The sequence below is a fragment of the Staphylococcus sp. FW104-15G4D genome, from assembly GCF_058790135.1.
The window spans coordinates 624,623-649,564 of record NZ_JBYTCH010000002.1; the positions used below are offsets into that span (position 1 = coordinate 624,623).

Here is a 24,942-nt window from a genome sequence, read left to right on the forward strand (position 1 = left end):
AGAAAAATAATTTTAATCAACTAACTTCGTTACTTGATTTACGATTTTTTCAACTTTATTACTTATACTTTGAGCATTCGATTTATTTAAATTATCTATATAAAATCTTTTAATATTGTAAATTCCAACGAGATTTAATGGATATTTAATAACTTTATAACCTAGATGTCCTTTAAACTTATGAAACCACTCTGAACCTCCAATAGTATATATAACTATTGCATCTTTATCTTTCCATAATCCTCTTTTAAAGTATTGTTTATTATTAAAACTAAATGCTTTATTAGGCCAAAAGGTACTATCAATAAAACCTTTCAATAGCATAGGCACATTCAACCAATAGATAGGGTAAATAAAAATCAACATATTACTATTATCTATTATTTCAGTATTTCGAAACTGAGCTTCGCTTATTTCTGAATTATAGCCTTCGGATAAAATAGGAATGTCGCCAACCATCTCCTGTAAATTGAAAATTTCTAATTTTTTATTACAAAGCTCCTCTTTTAACTTATTATAGATATCAAAGCCAACACCTTTTTGATTTCCACCATATATTAGACTAATCAATTTCTTCCACCCCTGAAAGTTTATTTAAAATCAAACTCTTATTTTTTTCATAATTCATATCTTTTGATAAATCTTTAACTGATTCCAATCGATTTAAAATTGTGTTTTGACGATTAATATCTATTTTGATTTGTTTTATAAGATCATCTAGGTAATTCAGCGTTTTGTTATTACAGTCCTTAGAAACAGGTTTTTTAAAAAGATTTATTACATATGCTATATCTTTTAATTGTAAATTCAATCGCTTTAAATCAATAATTAGTTTCAAGTACGATATAGTTTCCTCATCAAAATATCTATAATTATTTTCATCTCTAGGAATATTAATTATTTCTTTTTCTTCATAGTATCTAATCATGGACTTTGGTATTTTCAACATAGATGAAACTTCACTAATTTTCATTTTTAGTCCCCCCTACCAATTTGATACTTGAAACTTATCATTAAACCATACTTTAATGTCAAAAATAAAAATGGAAATCTCTACTTAAATAAATAGAGATTTCCATTCTAATTACTTTAAGAATTTGATTTTTTCTTATTAGCTAGTAGAAGAATTAAAGAAAGTATCGCAAGTATCACGATTATGATACTAAACACAATACCTGCAAGTTTGATGCCTAATCCTAGTTCTAATAACCCTACACCTACAACTGGTATTGAAATAGCTATATAGGCAATGGTAAAGAAAGTGGATGTAATTTCGGCTTGTTTGTCTTCAGGTGCTACGGCATTCACTGTGGACAATCCAGCTCGGAAACTGAATGCTTGTCCAAATCCAGAAATGATAGCTCCAATAAATAAAATTAAGAATGATTCAAATTGAATAGATAAACCTACTAATATTACGCCTACAATTAATGTGCCACTACCTAACATCAATATGTGATAATCAGATTTACTTTTAAACAATAATTGGCCTAGCGTAGATGCACAGAATATCAAGAATACCATGACACCTATGACTGCTTTATTTGTAATGTTCAATATGTCTCCTAAAAAGTTTGGTGAAATCGCAGTAAATAAACCAAGCATTGAAAATCCTACGAATACAGGAATAACAGCATAAATAAATGTAGAGCGAATGTCTGACGGTACACTCAACTTTTGAACTTCAATTTTAAATTTTTGTTTATTCTTAACAGGCTCTGGCATAAACCATATTCCAATAAATGCCGGAATGATAAGAATAAAATCAACGATAAAGATTAAACGCATCGCATATGGAAGATATTGTGCGAGTATGCCACATAGCAATGGACCAAAGCCTAAACCAAGCATATTCACGTTACTTGCAATTGTAGAGGCTCTGCCCTTTTTATCATCAGCAGCTAAATTAACAATCGTTGTCGTTGCTGTACTTGTAAAAAGTCCCGCTGACAGTCCGGAAATCACTCGTCCAGCAAGTAATAAACCTACATTGGTAGCAAATAAGAACACTAGCGCACTGATTGCAGATAAAATCACTCCTGGAATAAGTACATAACGGCGTCCTATGCGGTCTGACAATTGACCAAATACGAGTAATCCTCCAATCACACCAGCAGCATAGACAGCGTAAATGATTGTAATCATTAATGGTGATAAATCATATACTTTACTATAAATTGGATAGAGTGGTGTAGGTAATGTCGTCCCCATCATCACAATAAGAAATGCATAGGCTGCACTGATTAATCCCCAGTTTACTTTATGATTTTGATGTTTAGAATTTTGCAAGTTGCTTCACCTCAACATTTGTATATCTCTATCGCAGTGAAATGAAACATTATAAATTTTTAATTTTAAAAAGGTACATCCAACATTCAGCCAGATATACCTTTCAATTTACTATCATGTTTTAAGTATTTTCCCCGTCACTTACACGGTCGATAATTTTTTGTACACGTTGTTTTTTATCCTCGTCATCTTCAACAAAGAACACAGGTGAATCACCTTCAATTGACACCCATGGTACAAGTGCGTCAAAGTCCAGATCCCGAATCAATTCAAGACTCTTAATCGAAGCCTCTCTGTCACTTGAAGGAAGTATTACAGTTCGCCATTCATCACCTTCGTAGCATAAGAAGTCACCAGTGAATAAATAGCGATGCTCGCCATTATCCCACAAATATAATGTCGTTCCAGGTGTGTGTCCAGGGACAGGTATCACCTCTAAATCTTCATGTAAATGTTGCCGTTCTTTAAATGTACCAGTAACTTGAAGGGTATCGGTAACGTCCTGTTTATCATCTTCGTGAATATAGTAAGGTGCATCAAAATTTGTCTCTCCACCTAACGATTCATGTTGATGATTCATTAATACTTTATCAACGCCACCTAATTCTTGTATATCCTTTGCAGCCTCATCAATTCTACCAGAATGATAAATCATTACATTACCTTCTGAACGTTGAAGTAAAAATGATTTAAAACGGAAACGTTTATCAAATGGCAATTCTGATGTAGGTGTTACATATAAACCATTTGCGATTTCCGTTAATGTTTCGAATTGCTTATTAGCCATAACGTTTCTCCCCCATAAACAATTTAATCTAAATATTGATCAGCATGTTCAAGTTTATAATGCTCGATTTCAGCTTTTTGTTCCTCAAATTCTTTATGCGTTAATTTAGTAATTGTTTCAATAGAATAACTTAACTTTTTAGCAAATGCCTCTACTTCACTCTTATTTTTAGCCGCTACAAATACAGTTAACACATTGTCATCTACAATATCTTTATGATGTTGATAATCTAACCTATAAATCTTCATGAGAAATTCCCCCTCAAATTTAATATGCCCGAATCTTTCTAAAGTATTTTTTCTATCAATAGTGTCATATGCCCTTTTTCTAGAAAACCAAACGTGCCAAACGTTTTTAAAAGTTTATTAATATTTTGCGTCACAATCTTATTAAATAGACTGACGTCTATCTTAAATTTTAATGACTTAAAAGCTAACAATTCATGTTATTATCTACGATTTTTTTACTTTTTAAAATTAAGAAAATCATATTTAAATAATTATGATATTCTTTAAAAATTCGTCAATCTAAAAACAGATATACCACAAACATACTCCTTTTATTCAAATTTTTCATAAATTACATAAAATTTTAAAAAACTTTTCAATTATTTATTAATAAAAAATGACAACTTTTTAATTTTATTGATATTAATTAGTTAACGCTTACAATGACCTTGAAATCAAATTTAAGGAGTTGTAAAGAATGCAAAATTTACGCAACAGAAGTTTTCTTACTTTATTAGATTTTTCACAGAAAGAGGTGGAGTTTCTATTAAATCTTGCTGAAGATTTGAAACATGCCAAATACATAGGTAATGAAAAACCTATGCTTAAAAATAAAAATATTGCTCTTCTTTTTGAAAAAGACTCTACAAGAACACGTTGTTCATTTGAAGTCGCAGCTCATGATCAAGGAGCTAATGTTACGTATTTAGGCCCTACAGGCTCTCAAATGGGTAAAAAAGAAACTGCTAAAGATACCGCAAGAGTTCTAGGAGGCATGTACGATGGTATTGAGTACCGAGGCTTCTCACAACGTACAGTTGAAACGTTGGCTGAATTTTCAGGAGTGCCAGTATGGAATGGCTTAACTGATGAAGACCACCCAACGCAAGTCCTTGCAGATTTCTTAACTGCTAAAGAAGTATTGAAGAAAGACTACTCCGAAATCAACTTCACTTATGTCGGTGATGGCCGTAATAATGTTGCAAACGCATTAATGCAAGGCGCTGCTATCATGGGCATGAATTTCCACCTTGTTTGTCCGCAAGAATTAAATCCTACTGATGAATTACTTAACCGTTGCAAACGTATCGCCGATGAGAATGGAGGCAACATCCTTATTACAGATGATATCGATAAAGGGGTTAAAGACTCTGACGTTATCTATACAGATGTATGGGTATCTATGGGTGAACCGGACGAGGTATGGCAAGAGCGTCTTAAATTATTAGAACCATACCGTGTAAACAAAGAATTAATGGATAAAACAGGCAATCCAAATGTGATTTTTGAACATTGTCTACCTTCATTCCACAATACTGACACTAAAATCGGCAAACAGATTTATGAACAATACGGCATAAGTGAAATGGAAGTTACAGATGAGGTATTTGAAAGTAAAGCGTCTGTAGTATTCCAAGAAGCTGAAAATAGAATGCACACAATAAAAGCAGTTATGGTTGCTACTTTAGGTGAATTCTAAGACAGACAGGAGGTTATTCAAGTGGCAAAAATTGTTGTAGCATTAGGCGGTAATGCGTTAGGTCAATCGCCAAAAGAACAACTCGAATTAGTAAAAAACACTGCTAAATCACTCGTCGGACTCATAACTAAAGGGCATGAAATTGTTATTAGTCATGGTAATGGTCCTCAAGTCGGTAGCATCAATTTAGGATTAAACTACGCGGCTGAACATGATCAAGGTCCTGCCTTCCCTTTCGCAGAATGTGGTGCAATGAGTCAAGCGTATATAGGCTATCAACTCCAAGAAAGTTTGCAAAATGAATTACATGTGTTGGGCATAGACAAACAAGTGGTTACACTAGTGACGCAAGTTGAAGTTGATCCAGATGATAAAGCCTTTAGTCATCCTACAAAACCCATTGGTCTCTTTTATGATAAAGAGACTGCTGAACGTATTGAAAAAGAAAAACATTATAGCTTCATTGAAGACGCCGGTCGTGGCTACAGACGTGTGGTCCCTTCACCTCAACCTAAGTCCATTGTTGAATTAGAAAGTATCAAAACTTTAATCGAGAATGGCACACTTGTTATTGCAGCAGGAGGCGGTGGCGTACCAGTCATTCGTGAACAACACGATAGCTTTAAAGGCGTTGATGCGGTCATAGACAAGGACAAAACAAGTGCTCTCCTTGGCGCAGATATTAACTGTGATCAATTAATTATTTTGACAGCTATTGACTATGTTTACGTTAACTATAACACTGACAATCAAAAAGCCCTCAAAACGGTAACACCTGAAGAATTGGAAGCTTATATTAAAGAGGATCAATTTGCTAAAGGTAGCATGCTTCCCAAAATAGAATCGGCCATTTCATTTATTAAGAATAATCCTAAAGGTAGCGTTTTAATTACTTCACTAGATCAATTAGACAACGCACTTGAAGGTAAAATTGGTACACTTATCAAAAAATAATATCTTAAGTTGTACTAGAAACTAACATCATTTAACTATTATATATGCAATTTTCATGATGAATACTGACAAAATGGTGCACCCTGCATCCCTCCACTCCCCAAATGAAACAGGGTGCACTTATTTAATGAAAGTTTAATCAATTATTCTTGATAAATAAACATAATCTTCATGATTCTCGGTTATTAGATTATAAAGGAGATGACTCAATTGGAAGATGCTATCAAACCAGATAAAAAGAAAAAGCGATTCAAGTTGCGGATGCCCGGGGCATTTATGATTCTATTCTTATTAACTGTTGTTGCTGTAATAGCAACATGGCTTATTCCTGCAGGAGCCTATTCAAAATTATCGTACGAACCCGCTTCACAGGAATTAAAAATCGTCAATCCACATCATCATGTTAAAAAAGTCCCAGGAACTCAAAAAGAGCTTGATAAGATGGGCGTAAAAATTAAAATTGAACAATTTAAATCTGGCGCGATTAATAAACCTGTTTCAATTCCAAATACGTACGAGCGTTTAAAACAACATCCTGCAGGGCTCGATCAAATAACGAGTAGTATGGTTAAAGGTACCATAGAAGCTGTAGATATTATGGTATTCATACTTGTATTAGGTGGACTTATCGGCGTAGTCCAGGCAAGTGGTTCGTTCGAATCCGGTTTACTTGCTTTAACTCAAAAGACCAAAGGTCATGAATTCATGTTAATTGCTTTCGTCGCTATTTTAATGGTTCTTGGAGGTACGCTTTGTGGCATCGAGGAAGAAGCTGTCGCCTTTTATCCTGTACTCGTTCCCATTTTCATCGCACTAGGATATGACTCCATCGTGTCTGTGGGAGCCATCTTTTTAGCAAGTTCTATTGGTAGTACATTTTCAACGATTAATCCTTTCTCAGTAGTCATCGCGTCTAACGCAGCAGGAACCACATTTACAGACGGGTTGTACTGGAGAATAGGTGCATGTGTCGTCGGAACGATATTCGTTGTTTGTTATCTCTATTGGTATTGCAAAAAAATTAAGCAAGAACCTAAAGCGTCATACGCATATGAAGACAAAGCTGAATTTGAGAAACAATGGTCAGTGATGGATCAAAACAGTTCATCAGAATTTACATTACGTAAGAAAATCATCCTCACCTTGTTCGTTATACCCTTCCCTATCATGGTATGGGGCGTTATGACTCAAGGCTGGTGGTTCCCAGTTATGGCATCTGCATTCCTAATATTTACTATTATTATTATGTTTATTGCAGGCATGGGCAGATATGGTCTAGGAGAGAAAGGTACTGTAGATGCATTTGTTAATGGCGCATCAAGTCTTGTCGGAGTGTCACTCATCATCGGTCTAGCACGCGGTATCAACTTAGTGTTAAATAAAGGGTTAATCTCAGACACGATTTTGCACTTCTCATCTTCCATCGTGCAACATATGAGTGGCCCATTATTTATTATCGTACTATTAGTCATTTTCTTCTTCCTAGGTTTTATCGTACCGTCATCATCTGGTTTAGCCGTACTATCTATGCCAATATTCGCACCACTTGCCGATACAGTTGGCATACCTAGATTCGTTATTGTTACCACTTATCAATTTGGACAATATGCGATGTTATTCCTTGCACCAACAGGGCTCGTCATGGCAACCTTGCAGATGCTTAACATGCGCTACTCCCATTGGTTGAAGTTCGTCTGGCCTGTGGTCGCTTTCGTGCTTGTCTTCGGTGGAGGTCTACTCATCGCACAAGTATTAATTTATTCTTAGAAAGATTTCATTTCGGAAAATGAAGTTCCATAATAGCACCATATTGTATTATGGTAGAAAAAAAGCTATGTTCATCTTTCATTCGTGTGATGAACATAGCTTTTCAATTTAATTAACTTTATTATGATTGTGGTTGCTTACTTCCTCGAACTTTAAACACTATCAATCCGATAATGAACCCAATCAATGCTGGAATAATCCAACCCATTCCTATCGTAAAGAATGGTAAATACTTTTCACCTAAAGAAATAATAAAACGAGCGAAACTTGTCTTCACGAAGAATTCAGGACTCGCTTTTACGCCATCGATAAATGCAGCAATCATTGTAAAGAATGTTGTAAATCGATACACAATTTTAGAATGATTGAATAATGGACTTGCTAAAGTCAGCAGAATTAATGTAATTGCGAGTGGATAGATAAACATCAGTACTGGTGTTGAATACATAATAATCTTGGTTAAACCAACATTCGCAAATATACATGCTAATACACTGACTACTGTCGCGAACATAATGTATTTCTGTTTAGGAAAGAGCTCAGTAAATGTTTCTGAAAATGCTGTAATTAAACCAATAGCTGTTTTCAAACATGCCACAACAATAATAAGTGAAAGCACTATGATACCGTAGTCACCTAGATAATGTTGAGCGATTTGTGCGAGTGCGATGCCTCCATTTTCACTAACTTTAAAATTACCTAAACTCATCGTACCCATAATGGCTAGCAAGCTATAAATAAGTCCCATACCTACGATACTAATCGTACCTGACTTAAATGTCTCTTTAGCTATTGTGTTAGGATGAGTGACTCCTAGTTTCTTAATTGTTGTAACGATAATAATACCGAATGCTAGAGATGCTAAAGCGTCTAAAGTATTGTAACCATCAATAAATCCTTTAAGTAGAGCACCTTCTTTATACTGCGCACTCACTGGCGCATGACTCACGCCTCCCATAGGATGAATAAACGCAAGTAACACTACAATACCAAGTAAAACTAAAAATACAGGATTTAAGAATTTACCTATATAATCTAAAATTTTTGAAGGCTTTCTAGCAAAGAACCATGCAACCAAGAAGAATAAAATACTAAATATTGGTAGCACAAATTTAGCTTGGACTGGCGAAATAAAAGGCGAGAATGCAATTTCATATGACGTTGTCGCTAACCTTGGTAATGCGAAAAATGGCCCAATCACAAGATATAAACCAATCGTAAATAAATACGCATATATTTTACTTACTCTTGAGGAAATTTCGAAAATCCCGTTCGTTTTAGACACACCAATGGCAATAATACCTAGAAATGGTAATCCTATCGCTGTGATTAAAAATCCTAAATTAGCAGTAAACACATGAGCGCCGGCAGTCTGCCCTAAATGAATTGGGAAGATTAAGTTACCGGCACCAAAGAATAAGCCAAATAACATCGATCCAATAAAAATATTTTCTTTAATCGTGAGTTTGTTTTTCATCATAATATGTATATCTCCTATGTCTATGTTATTAGCCATTATACATGAAATTCTCTATAAATTAATGCCAATTTTCAGAAAAAAGTATGACATCTTTCTCCCTGAGATACTGTTAATTTTTATTTTTCTAAAATGCTGCACAACTAATTTTACATTATTGTTGCACTTTCGAATTTTCAAAAATATTAAATTCGTATTAATACTTAAATGTAATTTAATTTTAATTCTATTAACTGTGTTACAATTATGAAATGTTTTGGGAAACATATTTAGATTTATACTAAAGGGGTCAGAAAAATGAATATATTATTAGGAGTAGGAACATTAGTCGTAGTTTTAATCATTATGACATTGTTCTTAAAGTTTGCACCTTATGGTAAGGAAGGTCTACAAGCACTGTCAGGGGCTGCTTGTGCAACATTTCTACCACAGGCTTTCTTAAGTTACGCTATTGGAGGCATTTTCCATATTAAATTCCTACAGGAGATTGGTGACCTTGCAGGAAGTCTTGGCGGGATTGCAGTTGGTATCCTTGCATGTATTAATTTAGGTGTTTCACCTGTATTCTCAGTTATCGTAGGGTTAGTATTAAAGGACTTTAGCTTACTACCTGCATTTATCGCAGCATACCTCACAGCATTTGTGATTAAATTTATTGAAAAGAAAGTTCCAGAAGGCTTAGACTTAATCGTCGTTATATTTATAGCTCCAGCGCTCGTATACGGTTTAGCATCATTGATTAATCCTAGCGTAACTGCAGTATTAAATCAAATTGCGAAAGCTGTAAACTCAGTTGGTGATAGCAGTCCATATGCCTTAGCTATTATCTTAGGACTCATCATCCCAGTTACAAGTATGACACCATTAAGTTCAATGGTACTTGCAAGTATTTTAGGACTAACAGGTTTACCAATGGCAATTGGCGCAATTGTATGTACTGGCGCATCATTTGTTAACTTTACGTTATTTAATATCCTAAAAATTGGCGACAAACCAAATCGATTTGCAGTATTTATCGAACCATTGACACAAATTGATTTAATCGTAAAATACGCTCCCGTCTTATACGGAACGAATGCAATTATCGGTATGGTGAACGCTTGTATCATCGCATTCAGCGGATTAAAAATAGGTGTCACTGGTATGGCAACACCTATGGCAGGTGCAATTGTACTATTCGGATTCAATAGTCCAATTAAATCAATTATCACGATTGCTGCAGTTGCAGTAACTGGATTGATCTTAGCATCTATTATTGGCTCATTAATTAAAAAGTTCGACTTATTACACTTACATATCCCAATGCCATGGAATAAAGGTAAAAGTCAGTCGTAATATATAAGAAACATCTACCCGTTGTGAGATTTTAACGCAACCAAGGTAGATGTTTTTTATTTTATTATGCAAATTACATAGATATATAAGTAAACTATTTAAAATACTAAACTAAACATTTCAGGTCACTTCAATATTGAATAATTACTCTCATAATAAAAGCTCTAAGATCACTTCACTTTGAAATGTCTTAGAACTTTCTTCATTAAAGATTACAATCTAACTTTTCACACTAAACGTACTATCCACGTGTAAAGGTCTCGATGACTTGTTTAATTGCCTTATCCCAATAGGCATAATCATGATCACCTGAACTTTTCTCAAAGTGGTAGTTCACACCCTTTTCATTTAAATATCTAATAAAGTCTAAGTTATCTTGATATAATGCATCTTCAGTGCCACACATGATTAATAATTCAGGTAAGTCTACATTATTAGTAACAGCTTTATCAACTAAGTAATAAGGATCGAAAGGTGTACCTTTGATGTCCTCATTTTCACCAACAATGGCTTCTGGACAAAAGTCATAATACTCATACTCTCTAAGTAATGAAACATTGAATGCAGCAGATAACATTGCTGCTTTAGAGAATCGTTGGCTTTGTGTTAAAGCATATTTAGACGTACCGTAGCCTCCCATTGAATGACCAGCTATAAAATTATCTTCTCTCTTCTTAGATAATGGTAGAATTTGATGGACATAGTCATGCACTTCCAAAATATAGTCGTAATAACTATGGCCATAAACCATATTAGTATAGAAACTATGATCTGCATTAGGCATGATAATTGCAAGTTGATGATCATTTGCATATCGCTCAATACTTGTATATCTAATATAAGAGTTGGCGTCGCTTGATAGTCCATGTAGCACTAGCATAGATTTTAAAGGTTTGGCTTCTCGATTTGTATCAAAAAAGCTCTCATCTTCTGGAAGTATCACATTTAGAGAATGGTGTGCTCCAATCGTTTTAGATAAATAATTAAGTTGTAAAAGTGCCATAATCTTGTTCCTCCCGAAATATTAATTTGCAGGGTCCAACTTCTTCTCAAGCAAACGTAAAATTACATCAATAAGTACGACAATAATTACAATCGGAATTGCACCAGCAAGAATATATAATGTACCATCAGTTGCGTTTGTACCACGAATAACTATATCACCTAATGTAGGCGCACCAATAAATGAACCAATAGCCACTACACCAATAGCAACCACAAGTGCAATGCGTATACCACCTATGATTACAGACAATGATAATGGCAATTCTATCATTCGAAGTACCTGATTACGTGTCATTCCCATTCCTTTACCAGCATCTTTAATGTTCGCGTCTACACCATTTATGCCGGTATAAGTATTCTTGATAATAGGTAAAAGTGCGTATAAAAACACAGTAAATATAACTGTATTCATACCGAGTCCCATACTTAACATTAAGATGGCTAACATCGCGATTACTGGTACCGTTTGAATAATATTAGCAAGTGTCATTATTGGCGTTGATAATTTACCGAAACGCGCAATAAGTATTCCAAGTGGTATACCAACAATTGAAGCAAATATCACACCATAAACTGACATAAGTAAGTGATTAACAAATAATTCCCAAAGGTAGCCAAAGTTCGTTTGATAATAATGTCCCAACTGTTGAAGTAAATTACCTTTCATTATTTTGACCACCTTTCTTCTTAGAATTATCATCTTCAAAATAATTATGTTTCTTTAAGAATTTTTCAGCTACTGTAGCGGGCTCTTCACCTTTACCATCAGCTTGATAGTTTAATTTTTGCATTTGTTTAGTTGAAATTTTGCCTTCCATTTTCTTTAATATCGGTTTTAGTTCTGGGTGTTCTTTCAATAGTTGATCAGTTGCGAGTGGACTTGCATCGTATGGAGGGAAGAATTTTTTGTCGTCTTTTAATACCTTTAAGTCATAAGCTGCGATACGTCCATCTGTTGAGTACCCCACCGCAACGTCCAATTTTCCTGAATTCAATGCATCATAAACTAAACCAATTTGCATTGGTCTTACTGTACCAAAGTCGAAGCCATACTCCTTCTTGAATGCAGGGTAGCCATCTCCTTTTCTATCTTTCCAAGAGCTGTCCATACCTACACGTAGATCTTTGGCATGTTTTTTCAAATCTGAGACCGTGTTTAAATGGTATTTTTTAGCTGTCTCTTTTGTCACTATAAGAGAATACGAATTAGCAAACCCATATGAATTAAAGAACTTTTGATGATATTTCTCTTCAAAGCCTTTTTGTGTAGCTTTCATTGCTTTTTTAGGATCTTTAATTGGCTTTTCATTAAGTGCACCTGTTAAATCTGTACCGGTATAACGAGTACCTGACATATTTGCTTGACCACTTGCCACTGCATTATGTTGTATGACGCTAGATCCTAAATTATTAATTAAAGTAGGTTTGATTTTACCATGTGTGTCATGTTCAATAAGTAATCTCATCATATGTGAAATAATTTGTGATTCACTAGTACCTAAACTTGTAATTTTAACGTCGTCATCTGAATTACTATTTTTCAAACCGGGTAAATTACATCCAGATAACACGGTTAAACATAATACTAAAACTACTATATACTTTTTATACTTGTTCATAGTGTCCTCCTTCTCTAATTATCCGGTAATTCTTAAACCTTTAGGGACCAACCATTTCTCAATCATTGATAAACAGAAGTCTACGATAAGTGCCAATAATGTAACGAGAATTGTTGCAGTTATAATCATCGCTGGTTCAAATAAGTTTAAACCATTAAAAATAAAGTCACCTAGTCCTCCAGCACCAACATAACTTGCAAGTGTTGCCCAACTAATTACATATACTGAAGATAAACGAATACCACTCAATATCATTGGTAATGCAAGTGGTAATTGAACATCTTTCATTAGTTGAATACCTGTCATCCCCATACTACGTCCCGCTTCTTTAACATTACTATCGATATTTTGAACGCCAATAATCGTATTATTTAATATCGGTAGTAAAACATATAGAAATAAAGCTATAATTGCTGGTGTTTTACCGACACCAAATAAAGGAATCATAAGTGCCAAGATTGCTAAAGTTGGAATCGTTTGTAATATACCAGCAATTGTTAACGAAATTTTCGAGAGTTTATCAGTTTTAGACAGTAAAATACCTAAAGGAATAGCTATAATAATTGCTATTAACAAAGCAAATACTGAAATATAAAGATGCTCTAGCGTTTTCTCAAATAGTGCACTTGCATTGTCGGTTAAGTATTTAATCATCGTTCATCAACCCCTGATGTATGAGGTTCAATGATTCCATCATTCTCCTGGGAACTCACGTTACCGTCTTCTCCCCAAATGCTGTCATAGACAATATCAACAAGATTCGCTCTTGTTACTAAACCTACAAGTGTCTTATTGTCATCACTAACTACAGGAACATTTCTTACATTTCGTTTTAAAATTGTACGAACAGAATCTTGCAACTTACTATCAATTCGAACGCTATAAATATCTCTTTGCATTGTGTCTATTAATTCATTTTTCTTACGTAGACCTTGATTAATATCTTCAATATCTAAGTAACCCAATAGATGCTCATCATTACCTACAACAAATATCGTATCAACACGACGTTGTCTCATGATATTAACTGCCTCATCTAAAGAACGATCCACATGAACAGTAATTGGTTTAATCATGGCATCTTCGACTGTACGAATATTGGGTCTATCTTGAATAAGACGGTTCTGTCCTATGAAATCACGGACGAAATCATTCGCTGGCTGACGTAAGATGTTATCAGGTGTATCATATTGAATGACTTTACCTTCAGACATAATACAAATTTTGTCAGCAAGCTTAATCGCTTCATCCATATCATGTGTGACAAATATAAAGGTTTTACCTAACTGTTTCTGAAGTTTCTTTACTAAATCTTGTAATGTATCTCTTGTAATAGGATCAAGTGCTCCGAAAGGCTCATCCATCAAAATGATATCCTGTTCGGCAGCAAGTGCTCTAACTACACCGATACGTTGTTGTTGTCCGCCTGATAATTCTGAAGGATAGCGATTTAAGTAATCTTCAGGTAAGTCTACTAAACGAATTAGTTCTTTCGCTTTTTGATCTTTTTTCTCTTGCGACCATTTTAATAATTTGGGTACCAATACAATATTGTCTTTGACAGTCATATGTGGCATGAGTCCAATTTGTTGAATGACATAACCAATACTGCGACGTAATTCCACTGCGTTCATCTGACGAATGTTCTTGCCATTGATAGTAATTTCACCTTCTGTTGATTCAATCATGCGGTTAATCATTCTTAATGCCGTTGTCTTACCACTACCGCTTGTACCTATAAACGCAACGAAATCTCCTTCTTCAATATCGATATTCATGTTGTCTACAGCTCTTTTTTTACCTGCATAGACTTTTGATAAGTTTTTAATACTTAACATACGTCCATTCCTTTCTGTTTATTTTAATGATTTTGCTTAAAAATTAAGGACTTAATGTGGATGTTATACAAAGGTAACTAAGTAAAAACAAGGCACAGTAAGTCCTTAAATGTATCAAGTTCAACTTGTAATCTCACCGCACTAATCAAGTGCGTCGTGCTTAACACTAAGCATGCTATTTTCTTGTAATACCAATTTGATGACCTAATTGTTTAGGTCGAGTTGTCATCTCATCTTTCTTGTAATATGCCTCAATATTATGAGCTATTGAATCAGGGAATGGCGAAGGTCTTCCGTTTTCAGTATCTATCCCCATTAACATCACTTCATAAGTCGATGTAAGCGCTTGTTCAGAATTCAACATTTCCATAAATACATGGAGTCGTTTACTGTCATAATCGTAAAGGTGGACTTTAACACTAATATCTTCATCAAGTTTCATTTCTTTTAAAAAGGTCAAATGATTCTCTAAAGTGAAGACAGTATAATGCAACGTTTTAATGGTCTCTAGAGTTAAACCTAGATGTGCTAACCAATCATCTGTTGCATCACTTAATACGCGATTGTATTCTGCATCATTCATATGTCCATTATGATCCACCCATTCTTGAATCACTTTCGTGTCATATTGATACTGCTTCATTACGTTTAACGTACCTCCTGACTCGAATTTTTAAGTATATCTGAACCTTCAGGCCAATATTGTTCTGCCAACGCTTTGACTTTTATTAGGAATTCATTACGTTTTTGGTCTAATTCTGACATTGTATAACCTTGTGAAGATGCTTCACTTCCTGTAACTACCTTGTCGTATAAATCTTCTGTTAACTCAGGTGCAACAAGTTTCGTCCATGGCTTTTTGAGCGCCGGACCAAACTGTTTAAGCATATGACGCATACCACCTTCGCCTCCAGCTAAGTGGAAAGTCATAAATGGGCCATATTGTGCATAACGTAAACCGGCTGCGTGAGTGAAAGCTTTATCTACCTCTTCAGTTGTTGCTATACCGTCGTTAACAATGTGTAATGCTTCTCTCCATAATGCTTCCATTAGACGGTCGGCAATGTGACCTTCAATTTCATGGCGTACATGTAACACGTCCATTCCAATACCTTCATAGAATTGTTTAGCTTTTATAGTATTTTCCTCTGAAGTTTGTTTACCAGGTACAATTTCTACAAGTGGCAAGATATACACAGGATGGAATGGATGTGCAACGACTAAGCGCTCTGGGTGTGATAAATTTTTCTGTAATTCTGAAGGCATAATTCCTGAAGTACTTGAGCCAATTGTTGCATAAGGTGATGCATAAAAATCAATCTCTCTTAAAACTGTATCTTTAATTTCCTCAACTTCAGGTACATTTTCTTGTATGTGTTCAACTTCTTTAACAGCTTCTTTTAAATCTGTGGTAAATGTCAAATTCTCTAGAGATGCGTTGTCGGCAAGCCCCATTTGTTCAGCATATGGCCAATTCTGTTTCACTTGCGCCAACATTCTCTCATATGCGCCTTCACTTGGATCTGTAGCGATGACCTCATGTCCGTGGGCAAGCATTCGAGTAATCCAACCACCTCCTATAACACCTGTTCCTACAACTGCTACTTTCATGATTGGCCTCCTTTAGGAGTTCTGAGATTGAATTTTTCTCTAGCTTCTGCTGGTGTTAATGGTTCGATATCTAGTTCTTTTAAGATCTTTTTAGCTTCTTCGACAAGTGCTTCGTTTGTTGCTTTAACACCTTTAGAAATGTAAATATTATCCTCTAAGCCCACACGTATGTTTCCGCCACGTTGAGCAACTTCTCTCACTGTCGGTAATTGCATTTTCCCAATACCAAATGCTGACCAATGTGCATTATCAGGGATACGTGATTTTAAATAATCAATTGTTTCTGGATCATTTTCAGCGCCCCAAGGTATGCCTAAGCAGAATTGAAACATTGGATCGCCATCGATAAGGCCTTCCTCAATCATTTGTTTAGCGAAACTGACATGGCCTGTATCAAAACATTCTAGTTCAGGTTTAACCCCAGCATTTTTAACCATTTCAGCTTGTTTACGTAACCAAGATGCGGGGCTTAAATAAACAGAATCACCCATATTGACACTGCCACAATCTAATGTACACATCTCTGGTAATAAATCTCCAACGGGTTTATGACGTTCTTCTGGGGTTTGAATCCAAGTGCCTTCTCCACCTGTTTCTGGATGTTCTAGACTTGGAATAAAGTCACCCCCACCTCCAGAAGTAATATTGATAATAATATCTTCTTCTGCTTCTCTTATAAGTCTTACTGTTTCTGCGTAAAGTTCTGGATTATGGCTTACGCCTCCAGTTTCTGGATCTCTAACATGAATATGAGCAACTGTAGCTCCTGCTCTGGCACATTTAATTGCTGAATCAGCGAGTTCTTGTGGTGTAACTGGAACATTTTCATTTTTTTGAATTGTATCGCCAGCACCTGTGATGGCTGCTGTTAATAGAACTTTATTCATCTTTAACACCTCTATATTTTTAGTTTTAAGACAGTAGTTACTATACCAACCAGTCGGTTTAGTTTCAACAGCTCTATAAAAAAATAGAGCCGAGTAATGCGTCTAACACCACTCAGCTCTATGCTTATAGAAATTTTAAATTTTTTTATTTTTTTGAACTTGTTCTTTTAATCTTTGAATGACTTGTTCTCTCATTTTTTCATCTATTGCACTAATACCAAATATTTCTGACAACCATAAACCATCTACAGCTAGCCTAATGATTGTCGCATCCACTTCGTCTAAACCATCACTCTCAATATGATTTTGCCAATCTTGATAAGACTCACGTAAAGGTGATAATAATAGTTTATTAGAACCTTGGGCAGCAAGCATTCCTGATGTAATAGGCGCATTTTCCGTTCTATGTTCACGTGTCGCTTCTATAAATGCATTTAACCATTGTCCAGACTCATCAGAATCAGAATTGACATATTTATTAACTTTTTCTTGGTAAAGATTATTTGCATAATTCACAAGCTCTTGAATGAGTCCCTCTTTACTTTTGAAATGATAAAGTAAACCACCTTTACTAACACCAGCTTTTTTTGCTACAGCATCTAAAGTTAAATAGTCTGCACCTTGCTCATTAATAATACTGGCCGCGGATTCAAGAATGTATTGTTTTTTCGATACTCTAGCCATTACGCCTCATTCCTTTATTTTGAAAATTGTTATAATCAATGTTTTCATACACGTTTAACAATTAATATGACTAAGATAGTATGTTTCATTATAAATACTTTTACTCATAAAAGTCCAACTTTGAAAATTTAATTACCAAAATTCAGAGGTCTGCATGCTTTAGTACGATAAAAATTAATATTTAGAATTTATGAATTTTCAACTCACACTTCGGTGTTTCATCATACTCATTAACATTATGCATATGGCTAGCACTCCACGCACGGTAATTACAAATATTCTAGGACTAATAAGTTTGTTAATGGCAATTGGTACGATTGTATTATTCGGATTCAATACTCCTATTAAATCAATTATCACGATTGCTGCAGTTGCAGTAACTGGATTGATCTTAGCATCTATTATTGGCTCATTAATTAAAAATTCGACTTATTACACTTACATATTCCAATGCCATGGAAATAAAGGTAAAAGTCAATCGTAATATATAAGAAACATCTACCCGTTGTGAGATTTTAACGCAACCAAGGTAGATGTTTTTTAATAGGTAGACTTAATATAATGACTTTATTTATAGACCTAAAAAAGCGCAAACCTGAAATCCACCCATTTCAAATTTGCGCTTGATAATTATTCTTCGGTAAATTGTGATTTAATTTATCTTCTCATTACTTTAGAGAAAAGAATGTATCAAATTTAATATATTGTTGTTCTTTTCATATATTATTTCAAATTATTTCACTTCATCTTAGTTAAATGACATTACCTCTTTTCATGATACTCATCAACATCATGCACATGACTAATATTCCACAAATCACATACATCCAACTTAATCCAACTAAGTCCGATATGGGTCCCATTATACTTCCACCTAGTGAAACTCCTAAATCTGCACAGGCAATAAACAATCCAAGTAACATATTTCGTCCAGATTTAGGCAACACAAAGCTTAAATACGATGTAAGTGTTGGATAAACAAGTGCTTGTGTAACACCAATGAATATAGCGCTTAGGTAAAAGATAACTACATGTACATGAGGTCCTATTGCCACAATCAATGACGCAATGGCGAGTAACAACAGTACACTCACCATATATAATGGGTGCCAGCGTCCATCTGATGGTATATATTTACGTAAATACATCCGCGCTAGTACCACTGCTATGGCTTGAATCGTTAAAAATATTCCTGCATTTGCAAATTCGTATTGTATTGTATACAGTGGCACAAATGTACTTACTGCCCCAAAGACAATAGATACAATCATCATAATTAACCCACTATTAAAAAGTTCTTTATTTTTAAAGAAATGGGCAAATACTGTAAAAGCGTTAAATTGTAATGGTTCAATCTTATCACTTGTGTCGGGCTCTGATTCAACAAAGGTCACTCGGTAACCGAAGAATGTCGTCATCGCTGCAATCCCTATCATCACTATTGCAAAAATAGACATATGTCCATAATTCCATATACCAACAGCAATTAACGGTCCTATTAAATTAGGAATTGTTGAGAATAACGAATATAAGGATACTCCTTCTGAACGATGCTCTTCCGGTAGTGCATCGATAATACCAAGTTGTAAGGACATAGAGAAGAATGCTGTACATACACCTTGCATCACTCTTGCTATAAAGTATCCTTCTATCTCTGTGAAACCGTATAATATTAACGCACACGCATTAATTAATAAGATCATCCGCAATACTTTAATGGGACCTACACGCGCAATAATCTGTCCTGCCCATGGACGGAATACCATTGCTGTTAACATATAAGCCCCCATCACAATACCGATAACTGAATTAGAAGCACCCCAATGATGCCCGCGTAATGGAATAAATACATTTAATATTGCATTTGCACTGAAAAACATTAATGTCAGTATGTATAATCTTAGAAATGGCCAAGCCATGGCTCCTTTCATTGTCTCACTCCTTAGAATATCAATTGTTTATGAATCAATGCTGTCGTATAAGGATGACGACTTAAATGTAAATCGTGCGTCGCTATACATTCTTCGATTTGACCGCCCTTAAAAATGATTAACCGATCACACACATAAGTTGCTGCTTGAATATCATGTGTGATAAAGATATAACTCAAATGACGTGTACGTCTTAATCGTCTCAATAAGTCTAAAATCTGAGTTTGAATAGACATGTCTAATGAACTAATGGCCTCATCAAATAAAATATATTGAGGATTTATACTAATAGCACGTGCAATCGCCACACGTTGAGCTTCTCCACCAGATAACATATGCGGATATTTATCTAAGTATTCTGCTGATAGCCCTACTTCTTCTAATAGTCGAATCACTTCTACTTCTAACTCATCTTTTCGCTTATGGTGACAACGACACATCACTTCAAACATGATTTCTTGTACTTTTTGGAAAGGATGCAACGAAGACGTATAATTTTGAAATACTGCACTTATTTGATGTCGTCTTACTTTCTTTCGGAATATAGGCTGCTCATTTAGCGTAACTAGTCCTTTGTCCGGTTTTTCAATACCTAAAATCATCCGACTGAGGGTAGACTTACCGCTTCCACTTTCTCCAATAATACCAATACTCTCACCCACTGAGCATTCAAATGAGATACCTTTAATAATTAATTGGGAATCAGAACGAAATAAAGGTTTCTTACCATATGACTTCTCAACATTGGTTACTTTTAGCATGTATTTCACCTCTCATCACACGTTCAAAATGCTCATTTATTTTCTTTTTAGCGGATATCAAATATTGTGTATATGCATCCTTAGGTTGGTTCAGTATAGCGTCTGTAGCTCCTGATTCAATCACGCGCCCATCTTTCATCACTATGACTCGATCTGCAATATGATGAATCACTGATAAGTCATGTGAAATAAAAATCATTGCACAATTAAAGTGATGTTTAATATCTTGAAATGCTTTGAGCACATCGTATTGCGTAATCGTGTCTAAAGCTGTAGTTGGTTCATCTGCAATAATCAATTTAGGTTTTAACGCTAATGCTAAAATGATCATCAAACGCTGCAACATACCACCTGACAACATATGCGGATATGACGTTAAAATCTTTTCTGGCTCTTTCAGCTTCATAAATGTCATATATTCTACTAGTGTTTGTTTAATCTGCAATTGAGATAACATTGTATGTATACGCATCGTTTCAAACATTTGTTTACCAACTGGAGTGGAAGGGTCAAATGCACGTGTACCCTGTTGCATCACCATCGCAATATCCTTTCCTCGTTTATGACGTAAATCCCTTTTGGATAAGTGCATGAGGTTTTGATTTTCAAAATAAATATCACCTGTCACATGAAGACGTTCAGGGTTTAAACCTGTCAAAGCTTTACATGAAATGGATTTGCCACTACCGCTTTCCCCAATCATCCCTAATGTTTCACCATGAGCTACACTAAAGTGCACATCTTCTACCAATTTAATGTTCGTCCAACTATCTATGATTTGAAGATGTTCAACCGATAAAAGTGTCATGACGACATCACACCTTTCTTTAAAGCACGTTGTTTCTCTTTAGAAGTAATGCGCGGGTCGATTGCAACTTGTAACGCATCCGATAAGAAGTTAAATGCCATTACGATAATAACGATCACGATTCCTGTAGTGATCATCATTTCAGGGTGCGTGAACATCACTTTACGTGCCTCATTTAACATCATTCCCCACTCAGCAGTGGGCGCTTTGACACCTAACCCTAAAAATGAAAACCCCGACATCTGCAATATCATTGAACACATTGAACTACTTGAAATAATAGCGATATCCGCTAGCGTGAGTGGCAAAATATGTTTCCAAATGATCGTCATATGATTCATACCAATTGTTTTAGCAAACTTTACATGATCTGATTCAGTATATTGCATGACGCTTGTGCGAATGACTCGACAGAACCATGCCCACCGCGTAAGTATGAATGCTAAAATAATATTTTCTACACCCATACCACACAATGTAATTAATGCTAATGTCACCACATAACTTGGAAAAGCTAACATGACATCACATAACCGCATGATGATGCCATCTATATAACCTGGGAAATAACCAGAAATAAATCCTAATATTGCTCCTATCGCAACGGAAATAATTAAGGCAATGAAAACATATAATAAACTCGGTCTAATAGCATAAATTATTCGTGTAAGTACATCTCGTCCTAAATGATCAGTCCCTAACCAATGTGACCAACTTATACTTGCGAATTTATTCACCGTATCAATTTGATTAGGTTCATAAAATGTGACGATAGGTGCTAGTAAACCTAATGCCACATATACACAGATAATGGTCATTGCTATTACTGCACCTTTATCTTGCAATAATCTTTTAAGTATCATCATATTGCCTCCCTTAATTTGGGATTTAAGTATGCATTGATAATGTCTGCCAATGTGTTAAATATGATAAATAAAACAGCGACAATTAATACATACGCTTATATAACTGGGAAGTCATGTTCGACAATCGCTTTAATACTTAATTGTCCAAGACCTGGCCAGGCAAAGACATTTTCAATAACAACAAGACCGCCCATAATCATTGGCACTGACATACAGAAGATGGACACTGCAACTTGTAAAGCATTACGTAAAACATGTGACAATAACGTCAACGTATGCACGCCGCTTGCTCTTAAATACAACACGTAATCTTCGTTCAGTTGCTCAATCATTGCACGTCTCACATTTCTGAAATAAATACCTGCGTAAGTAATAGTGACGACAAGAACAGGTAAAATATAGCTTTCTGGACCTGTTAAACCTGAAGTTGGTAATACATTTAATTTTACAGATATATAAATAATTAACATCGACGCAATCCAATATGATGGTAGTGCTGTTAAGAAAAATGCGATTGAGCGAATAATGCGATCTGTCAGTTTCCCTTTAGTTAGAGCACTTATAACCCCTAGTAAAATAGATGTGATAATAACTGAAATACTTGAAATCAACGTTAATTTGAAAGTATTGAAGAAGGCAGGCCCAATGCGCTCTGAAACTGATTCTCTAGTAATGTAACTCGAACCAAACTTAAACTGTATAGCTTCAATAAGCCAATTCATATATTGAATCAATATGGGTTCATTGAATCCATACTTCTCTCTCGTCTCTGCAATTAACTGAGGTGTAATGTTTGGTGTGCCTTGAGCATGTAAAATCGTAACAGCTGGATCACCTTTAGTCAGGTATGTCATCATGAATGTCATAAAACTCACTACAATCAATAAAGGGAACATGAGTGCAATACGTTTTATTATAAATTTGACCATCGAGATGCTCCTTTACTTATATTGCATTTCGTTAAATGGTAATTCATATTGTGATTGTGTAAACGACACTTTGTCTAAGTCCTTAGGTGCTACCACAGTCATCCTGCCGTAAGATATCGGAATGAAGATACCTTCTTCATCTACTTGTTTTAAAATGTGTTGATATGCTTTAGAACGATCCTTTGAATTCTGTATTTTGAATGCCTCATCGATATCTTTATATAATTTTGATTTATTCTTAATGCCAGAGGTTGCACTTTCATATCCTGTTTTGGTTTTAAGTGCTGCAAGCGTACTTTGTGGATCATATAATAATCCCCAAGTTTGATTGAACATTAAATCATAATCTCCAGATGTACGTCTTTCAGCAACTTTATCTGACGTTTCTCCGTTAATATCTAATTTAACTCCTAATTTTTTAAATTCTGCTTGTAAGTATTCCGCTTGCTCCTTTTGATTAGAGGATCCTTTATCGTAATACATTGATAAGGTTAAAACTTTACCATTCTTTTGACGAAGGTTTTTGTTTTTGAACAATTTCCAACCAGCTTCATCTAATAGCGCTTCTGCTTTTTTAGTATTAAATTGACGTGTTGGCATGTTGAAGTTAATGTCCGTCACATTTTTCGCAAATAACTGAGTTGCCGGTTTTTCTTGACCATCTAGAATGTCTTTAGATATTTTATCTCGATTTACCATATATCCTAGTGCTTCCCTTACTGTCTTATCACTAACGGCGCTATCTTTATTACCTGAGTTCACCACAAGCATTTTCGTATTCATTGGCTGACTTCGTTTTATTTGGTATTGTCCTGTGTCCTTGAGTTGATTCAAACTATCTTTATCTAAGCTGTCAGTTCCTCTATCATCGGTAAACGCAAAGTTAGTTTCACCTTTTTTCATAGATAAGAATGCTGTTTCTCCAGCGGGTTTAACTTTCGCTTCGACTTTATCTAATTTAGCTTTTTCGCCCCAATATTGATTATTTTTATTAAATTCTGCTGACTCATCTTTGTGATGTTGACCCATTTTAAACGGACCTGTACCATCAAATGATTTCACGCCATCTTTTGTTGTGCCGTTTTTAAAGTCTTTAGGAGACACAAATACATATGGACGAGGCATAGCAAGCTCTGCTAAGGCTGGTTGATATGCTTCTTTTAAGTGAAGCTGCACTGTGTATTTATCTTTAACTTTCACATTGTCGATAAGTGTGGAAATTTTTAACCAAGAATGTAACTTTTTATTTTGTTGTACAGCATCGATATTTTTCTTTACTGCCTCAGCATCAAATTTTGTACCATCATGAAAAGTTACATCTTCTCTAAGATGAAAAGTGTATGTTTTACCATCCTCAGAAATATCCCATTTCTTTGCTAATAATGGTTTAATCCCCTCTTTCGTATGACGTACCAGAGGTTCATAAATCATACTTTCTGCTGACATTGAACCACCGTAGACATGAGGATTCATATCTCCGATGTCCTTAACAGTTGTATAAGATAATGTCTTTTGTTCTTTTTTCTTTTCTAATCCCTCACTACCACCGCAACCTGCTAATAACATCCCTGATGCAAGTAAAATCGTACTCATCTTTGTTAATCTATTCATTTTGTTTCCTCTTTCTATGTTGATAATAATTGTTGTGTGTTCTTTAAGTATTAATGTGTCGCATTATGTTCAGTTT

25 protein-coding genes and 1 pseudogene are annotated in these 24,942 nt (G+C 35.0%); 5 read left to right on the forward strand and 21 right to left on the reverse strand.

Annotated elements, in window-relative coordinates; translation table 11 throughout:
• Positions 1-12: 12 nt before the first annotated feature.
• From AC3WQX_RS09295 to AC3WQX_RS09315, 5 genes are all read right to left on the reverse strand, one after another.
• On the reverse strand, positions 13-570 hold the full coding sequence (locus tag AC3WQX_RS09295) for an NAD(P)H-dependent oxidoreductase (protein ID WP_030063535.1): 558 nt from the start codon (positions 568-570) through the stop codon (positions 13-15).
• Positions 563-973 (reverse strand): MerR family transcriptional regulator, encoded by a 411-nt coding sequence (locus AC3WQX_RS09300; protein ID WP_002434957.1) that lies wholly within the window; start codon positions 971-973, stop codon positions 563-565. Before AC3WQX_RS09300 ends, AC3WQX_RS09295 begins: the two co-directional genes overlap by 8 nt.
• Before the next feature lie 116 nt (positions 974-1,089).
• A complete protein-coding gene (locus AC3WQX_RS09305) occupies positions 1,090-2,289 on the reverse strand; it encodes an MFS transporter (RefSeq protein ID WP_037550723.1) in 1,200 nt (399 codons plus the stop codon).
• A 121-nt stretch (positions 2,290-2,410) separates the two neighbouring features.
• Positions 2,411-3,076 carry an MBL fold metallo-hydrolase gene (locus AC3WQX_RS09310; protein WP_030063359.1) on the reverse strand — a complete coding sequence of 222 codons (666 nt, stop codon included), beginning with the start codon at positions 3,074-3,076 and terminating at the stop codon, positions 2,411-2,413.
• Positions 3,077-3,099: 23 nt separating this feature from the next.
• Positions 3,100-3,324, reverse strand: coding sequence for a hypothetical protein (locus AC3WQX_RS09315; RefSeq protein WP_002435040.1), 225 nt, complete (start codon positions 3,322-3,324; stop codon positions 3,100-3,102).
• A gap of 457 nt (positions 3,325-3,781) precedes the next feature.
• On the opposite strand from AC3WQX_RS09315, the gene argF reads away from it, so the two are divergent.
• The 3 genes from argF (at position 3,782) to AC3WQX_RS09330 (ending at position 7,504) form a co-directional block, all read left to right on the forward strand.
• On the forward strand, positions 3,782-4,783 hold the full coding sequence (gene argF, locus AC3WQX_RS09320) for an ornithine carbamoyltransferase (protein WP_002469853.1): 1,002 nt from the start codon (positions 3,782-3,784) through the stop codon (positions 4,781-4,783).
• A 21-nt stretch (positions 4,784-4,804) separates the two neighbouring features.
• Positions 4,805-5,737 carry a carbamate kinase gene (gene arcC / locus AC3WQX_RS09325; RefSeq protein ID WP_030063354.1) on the forward strand — a complete coding sequence of 311 codons (933 nt, stop codon included), beginning with the start codon at positions 4,805-4,807 and terminating at the stop codon, positions 5,735-5,737.
• 201 nt (positions 5,738-5,938) lie between these two features.
• Entirely contained in the window at positions 5,939-7,504 is a 1,566-nt protein-coding gene (locus tag AC3WQX_RS09330; RefSeq protein ID WP_002454282.1) for a YfcC family protein, read from the forward strand.
• A 121-nt stretch (positions 7,505-7,625) separates the two neighbouring features.
• Here AC3WQX_RS09330 and brnQ read toward each other — a convergent pair whose 3' ends face one another.
• Positions 7,626-8,984 carry a branched-chain amino acid transport system II carrier protein gene (gene brnQ / locus AC3WQX_RS09335; RefSeq protein WP_049326426.1) on the reverse strand — a complete coding sequence of 453 codons (1,359 nt, stop codon included), beginning with the start codon at positions 8,982-8,984 and terminating at the stop codon, positions 7,626-7,628.
• 294 nt (positions 8,985-9,278) lie between these two features.
• Between brnQ and AC3WQX_RS09340 the strand changes: the two genes are divergently transcribed.
• Positions 9,279-10,316: a PTS sugar transporter subunit IIC gene (locus AC3WQX_RS09340; RefSeq protein ID WP_002454284.1), complete on the forward strand. Its 1,038-nt coding sequence runs from the start codon at positions 9,279-9,281 to the stop codon at positions 10,314-10,316.
• A 241-nt stretch (positions 10,317-10,557) separates the two neighbouring features.
• Here the strand turns inward: AC3WQX_RS09340 and AC3WQX_RS09345 are convergent, their stop codons facing one another.
• From AC3WQX_RS09345 to AC3WQX_RS09385, 9 genes are all read right to left on the reverse strand, one after another.
• Positions 10,558-11,319 carry an alpha/beta hydrolase gene (locus AC3WQX_RS09345; RefSeq protein ID WP_023350903.1) on the reverse strand — a complete coding sequence of 254 codons (762 nt, stop codon included), beginning with the start codon at positions 11,317-11,319 and terminating at the stop codon, positions 10,558-10,560.
• A 21-nt stretch (positions 11,320-11,340) separates the two neighbouring features.
• Positions 11,341-11,988, reverse strand: a complete 648-nt coding sequence (locus tag AC3WQX_RS09350) for an ABC transporter permease (RefSeq protein ID WP_002454286.1) — start codon at positions 11,986-11,988, stop codon at positions 11,341-11,343.
• Positions 11,978-12,940, reverse strand: coding sequence for an osmoprotectant ABC transporter substrate-binding protein (locus AC3WQX_RS09355; protein ID WP_023350901.1), 963 nt, complete (start codon positions 12,938-12,940; stop codon positions 11,978-11,980). The genes AC3WQX_RS09350 and AC3WQX_RS09355 overlap by 11 nt, the downstream gene beginning before the upstream one ends.
• 18 nt (positions 12,941-12,958) lie before the next feature.
• Positions 12,959-13,594, reverse strand: coding sequence for an ABC transporter permease (locus AC3WQX_RS09360; RefSeq protein ID WP_023350900.1), 636 nt, complete (start codon positions 13,592-13,594; stop codon positions 12,959-12,961).
• Entirely contained in the window at positions 13,591-14,778 is a 1,188-nt protein-coding gene (locus AC3WQX_RS09365; RefSeq protein ID WP_023350899.1) for a betaine/proline/choline family ABC transporter ATP-binding protein, read from the reverse strand. Before AC3WQX_RS09365 ends, AC3WQX_RS09360 begins: the two co-directional genes overlap by 4 nt.
• A 175-nt stretch (positions 14,779-14,953) precedes the next feature.
• The gene (locus AC3WQX_RS09370; protein ID WP_030056865.1) at positions 14,954-15,421 is read right to left on the reverse strand and encodes a thioesterase family protein; all 468 of its coding nucleotides are present in this window, start codon (positions 15,419-15,421) and stop codon (positions 14,954-14,956) included.
• 5 nt (positions 15,422-15,426) lie between these two features.
• On the reverse strand, positions 15,427-16,389 hold the full coding sequence (locus tag AC3WQX_RS09375; RefSeq protein WP_030056867.1) for a 3-hydroxyacyl-CoA dehydrogenase NAD-binding domain-containing protein: 963 nt from the start codon (positions 16,387-16,389) through the stop codon (positions 15,427-15,429).
• Positions 16,386-17,276, reverse strand: coding sequence for a beta-keto acid cleavage family enzyme (locus AC3WQX_RS09380; protein WP_030056870.1), 891 nt, complete (start codon positions 17,274-17,276; stop codon positions 16,386-16,388). The genes AC3WQX_RS09375 and AC3WQX_RS09380 overlap by 4 nt, the downstream gene beginning before the upstream one ends.
• Before the next feature lie 135 nt (positions 17,277-17,411).
• Positions 17,412-17,960 (reverse strand): TetR/AcrR family transcriptional regulator, encoded by a 549-nt coding sequence (locus tag AC3WQX_RS09385; RefSeq protein WP_002454293.1) that lies wholly within the window; start codon positions 17,958-17,960, stop codon positions 17,412-17,414.
• A 295-nt stretch (positions 17,961-18,255) separates the two neighbouring features.
• Here AC3WQX_RS09385 and AC3WQX_RS09390 point away from each other — a divergent pair, with 295 nt between their 5' ends.
• On the forward strand, positions 18,256-18,444 hold the full coding sequence (locus AC3WQX_RS09390; RefSeq protein ID WP_037550732.1) for a hypothetical protein: 189 nt from the start codon (positions 18,256-18,258) through the stop codon (positions 18,442-18,444).
• Positions 18,445-18,712: 268 nt separating this feature from the next.
• Here the strand turns inward: AC3WQX_RS09390 and cntE are convergent, their stop codons facing one another.
• The 6 genes and pseudogenes from cntE to cntA form a co-directional block, all read right to left on the reverse strand.
• Positions 18,713-19,891, reverse strand: a complete 1,179-nt coding sequence (gene cntE / locus AC3WQX_RS09395) for a staphylopine family metallophore export MFS transporter CntE (RefSeq protein ID WP_030061422.1) — start codon at positions 19,889-19,891, stop codon at positions 18,713-18,715.
• Between the two features lie 11 nt (positions 19,892-19,902).
• Positions 19,903-20,652, reverse strand: coding sequence for an ABC transporter ATP-binding protein (locus tag AC3WQX_RS09400; protein ID WP_037550735.1), 750 nt, complete (start codon positions 20,650-20,652; stop codon positions 19,903-19,905).
• Entirely contained in the window at positions 20,630-21,460 is an 831-nt protein-coding gene (gene cntD, locus AC3WQX_RS09405; RefSeq protein ID WP_030061418.1) for a staphylopine uptake ABC transporter ATP-binding protein CntD, read from the reverse strand. Before cntD ends, AC3WQX_RS09400 begins: the two co-directional genes overlap by 23 nt.
• Positions 21,457-22,326: a staphylopine uptake ABC transporter permease subunit CntC gene (gene cntC / locus AC3WQX_RS09410; protein WP_037550738.1), complete on the reverse strand. Its 870-nt coding sequence runs from the start codon at positions 22,324-22,326 to the stop codon at positions 21,457-21,459. The genes cntD and cntC overlap by 4 nt, the downstream gene beginning before the upstream one ends.
• Positions 22,323-23,255 (reverse strand): annotated as a pseudogene (gene opp1B, locus AC3WQX_RS09415) (nickel/cobalt ABC transporter permease). Before opp1B ends, cntC begins: the two are co-directional and overlap by 4 nt.
• A gap of 12 nt (positions 23,256-23,267) precedes the next feature.
• Complete coding sequence (cntA, locus tag AC3WQX_RS09420; RefSeq protein ID WP_030061411.1) at positions 23,268-24,866, reverse strand: staphylopine-dependent metal ABC transporter substrate-binding lipoprotein; 1,599 nt, start codon at positions 24,864-24,866, stop codon at positions 23,268-23,270.
• Positions 24,867-24,942: the final 76 nt, after the last annotated feature.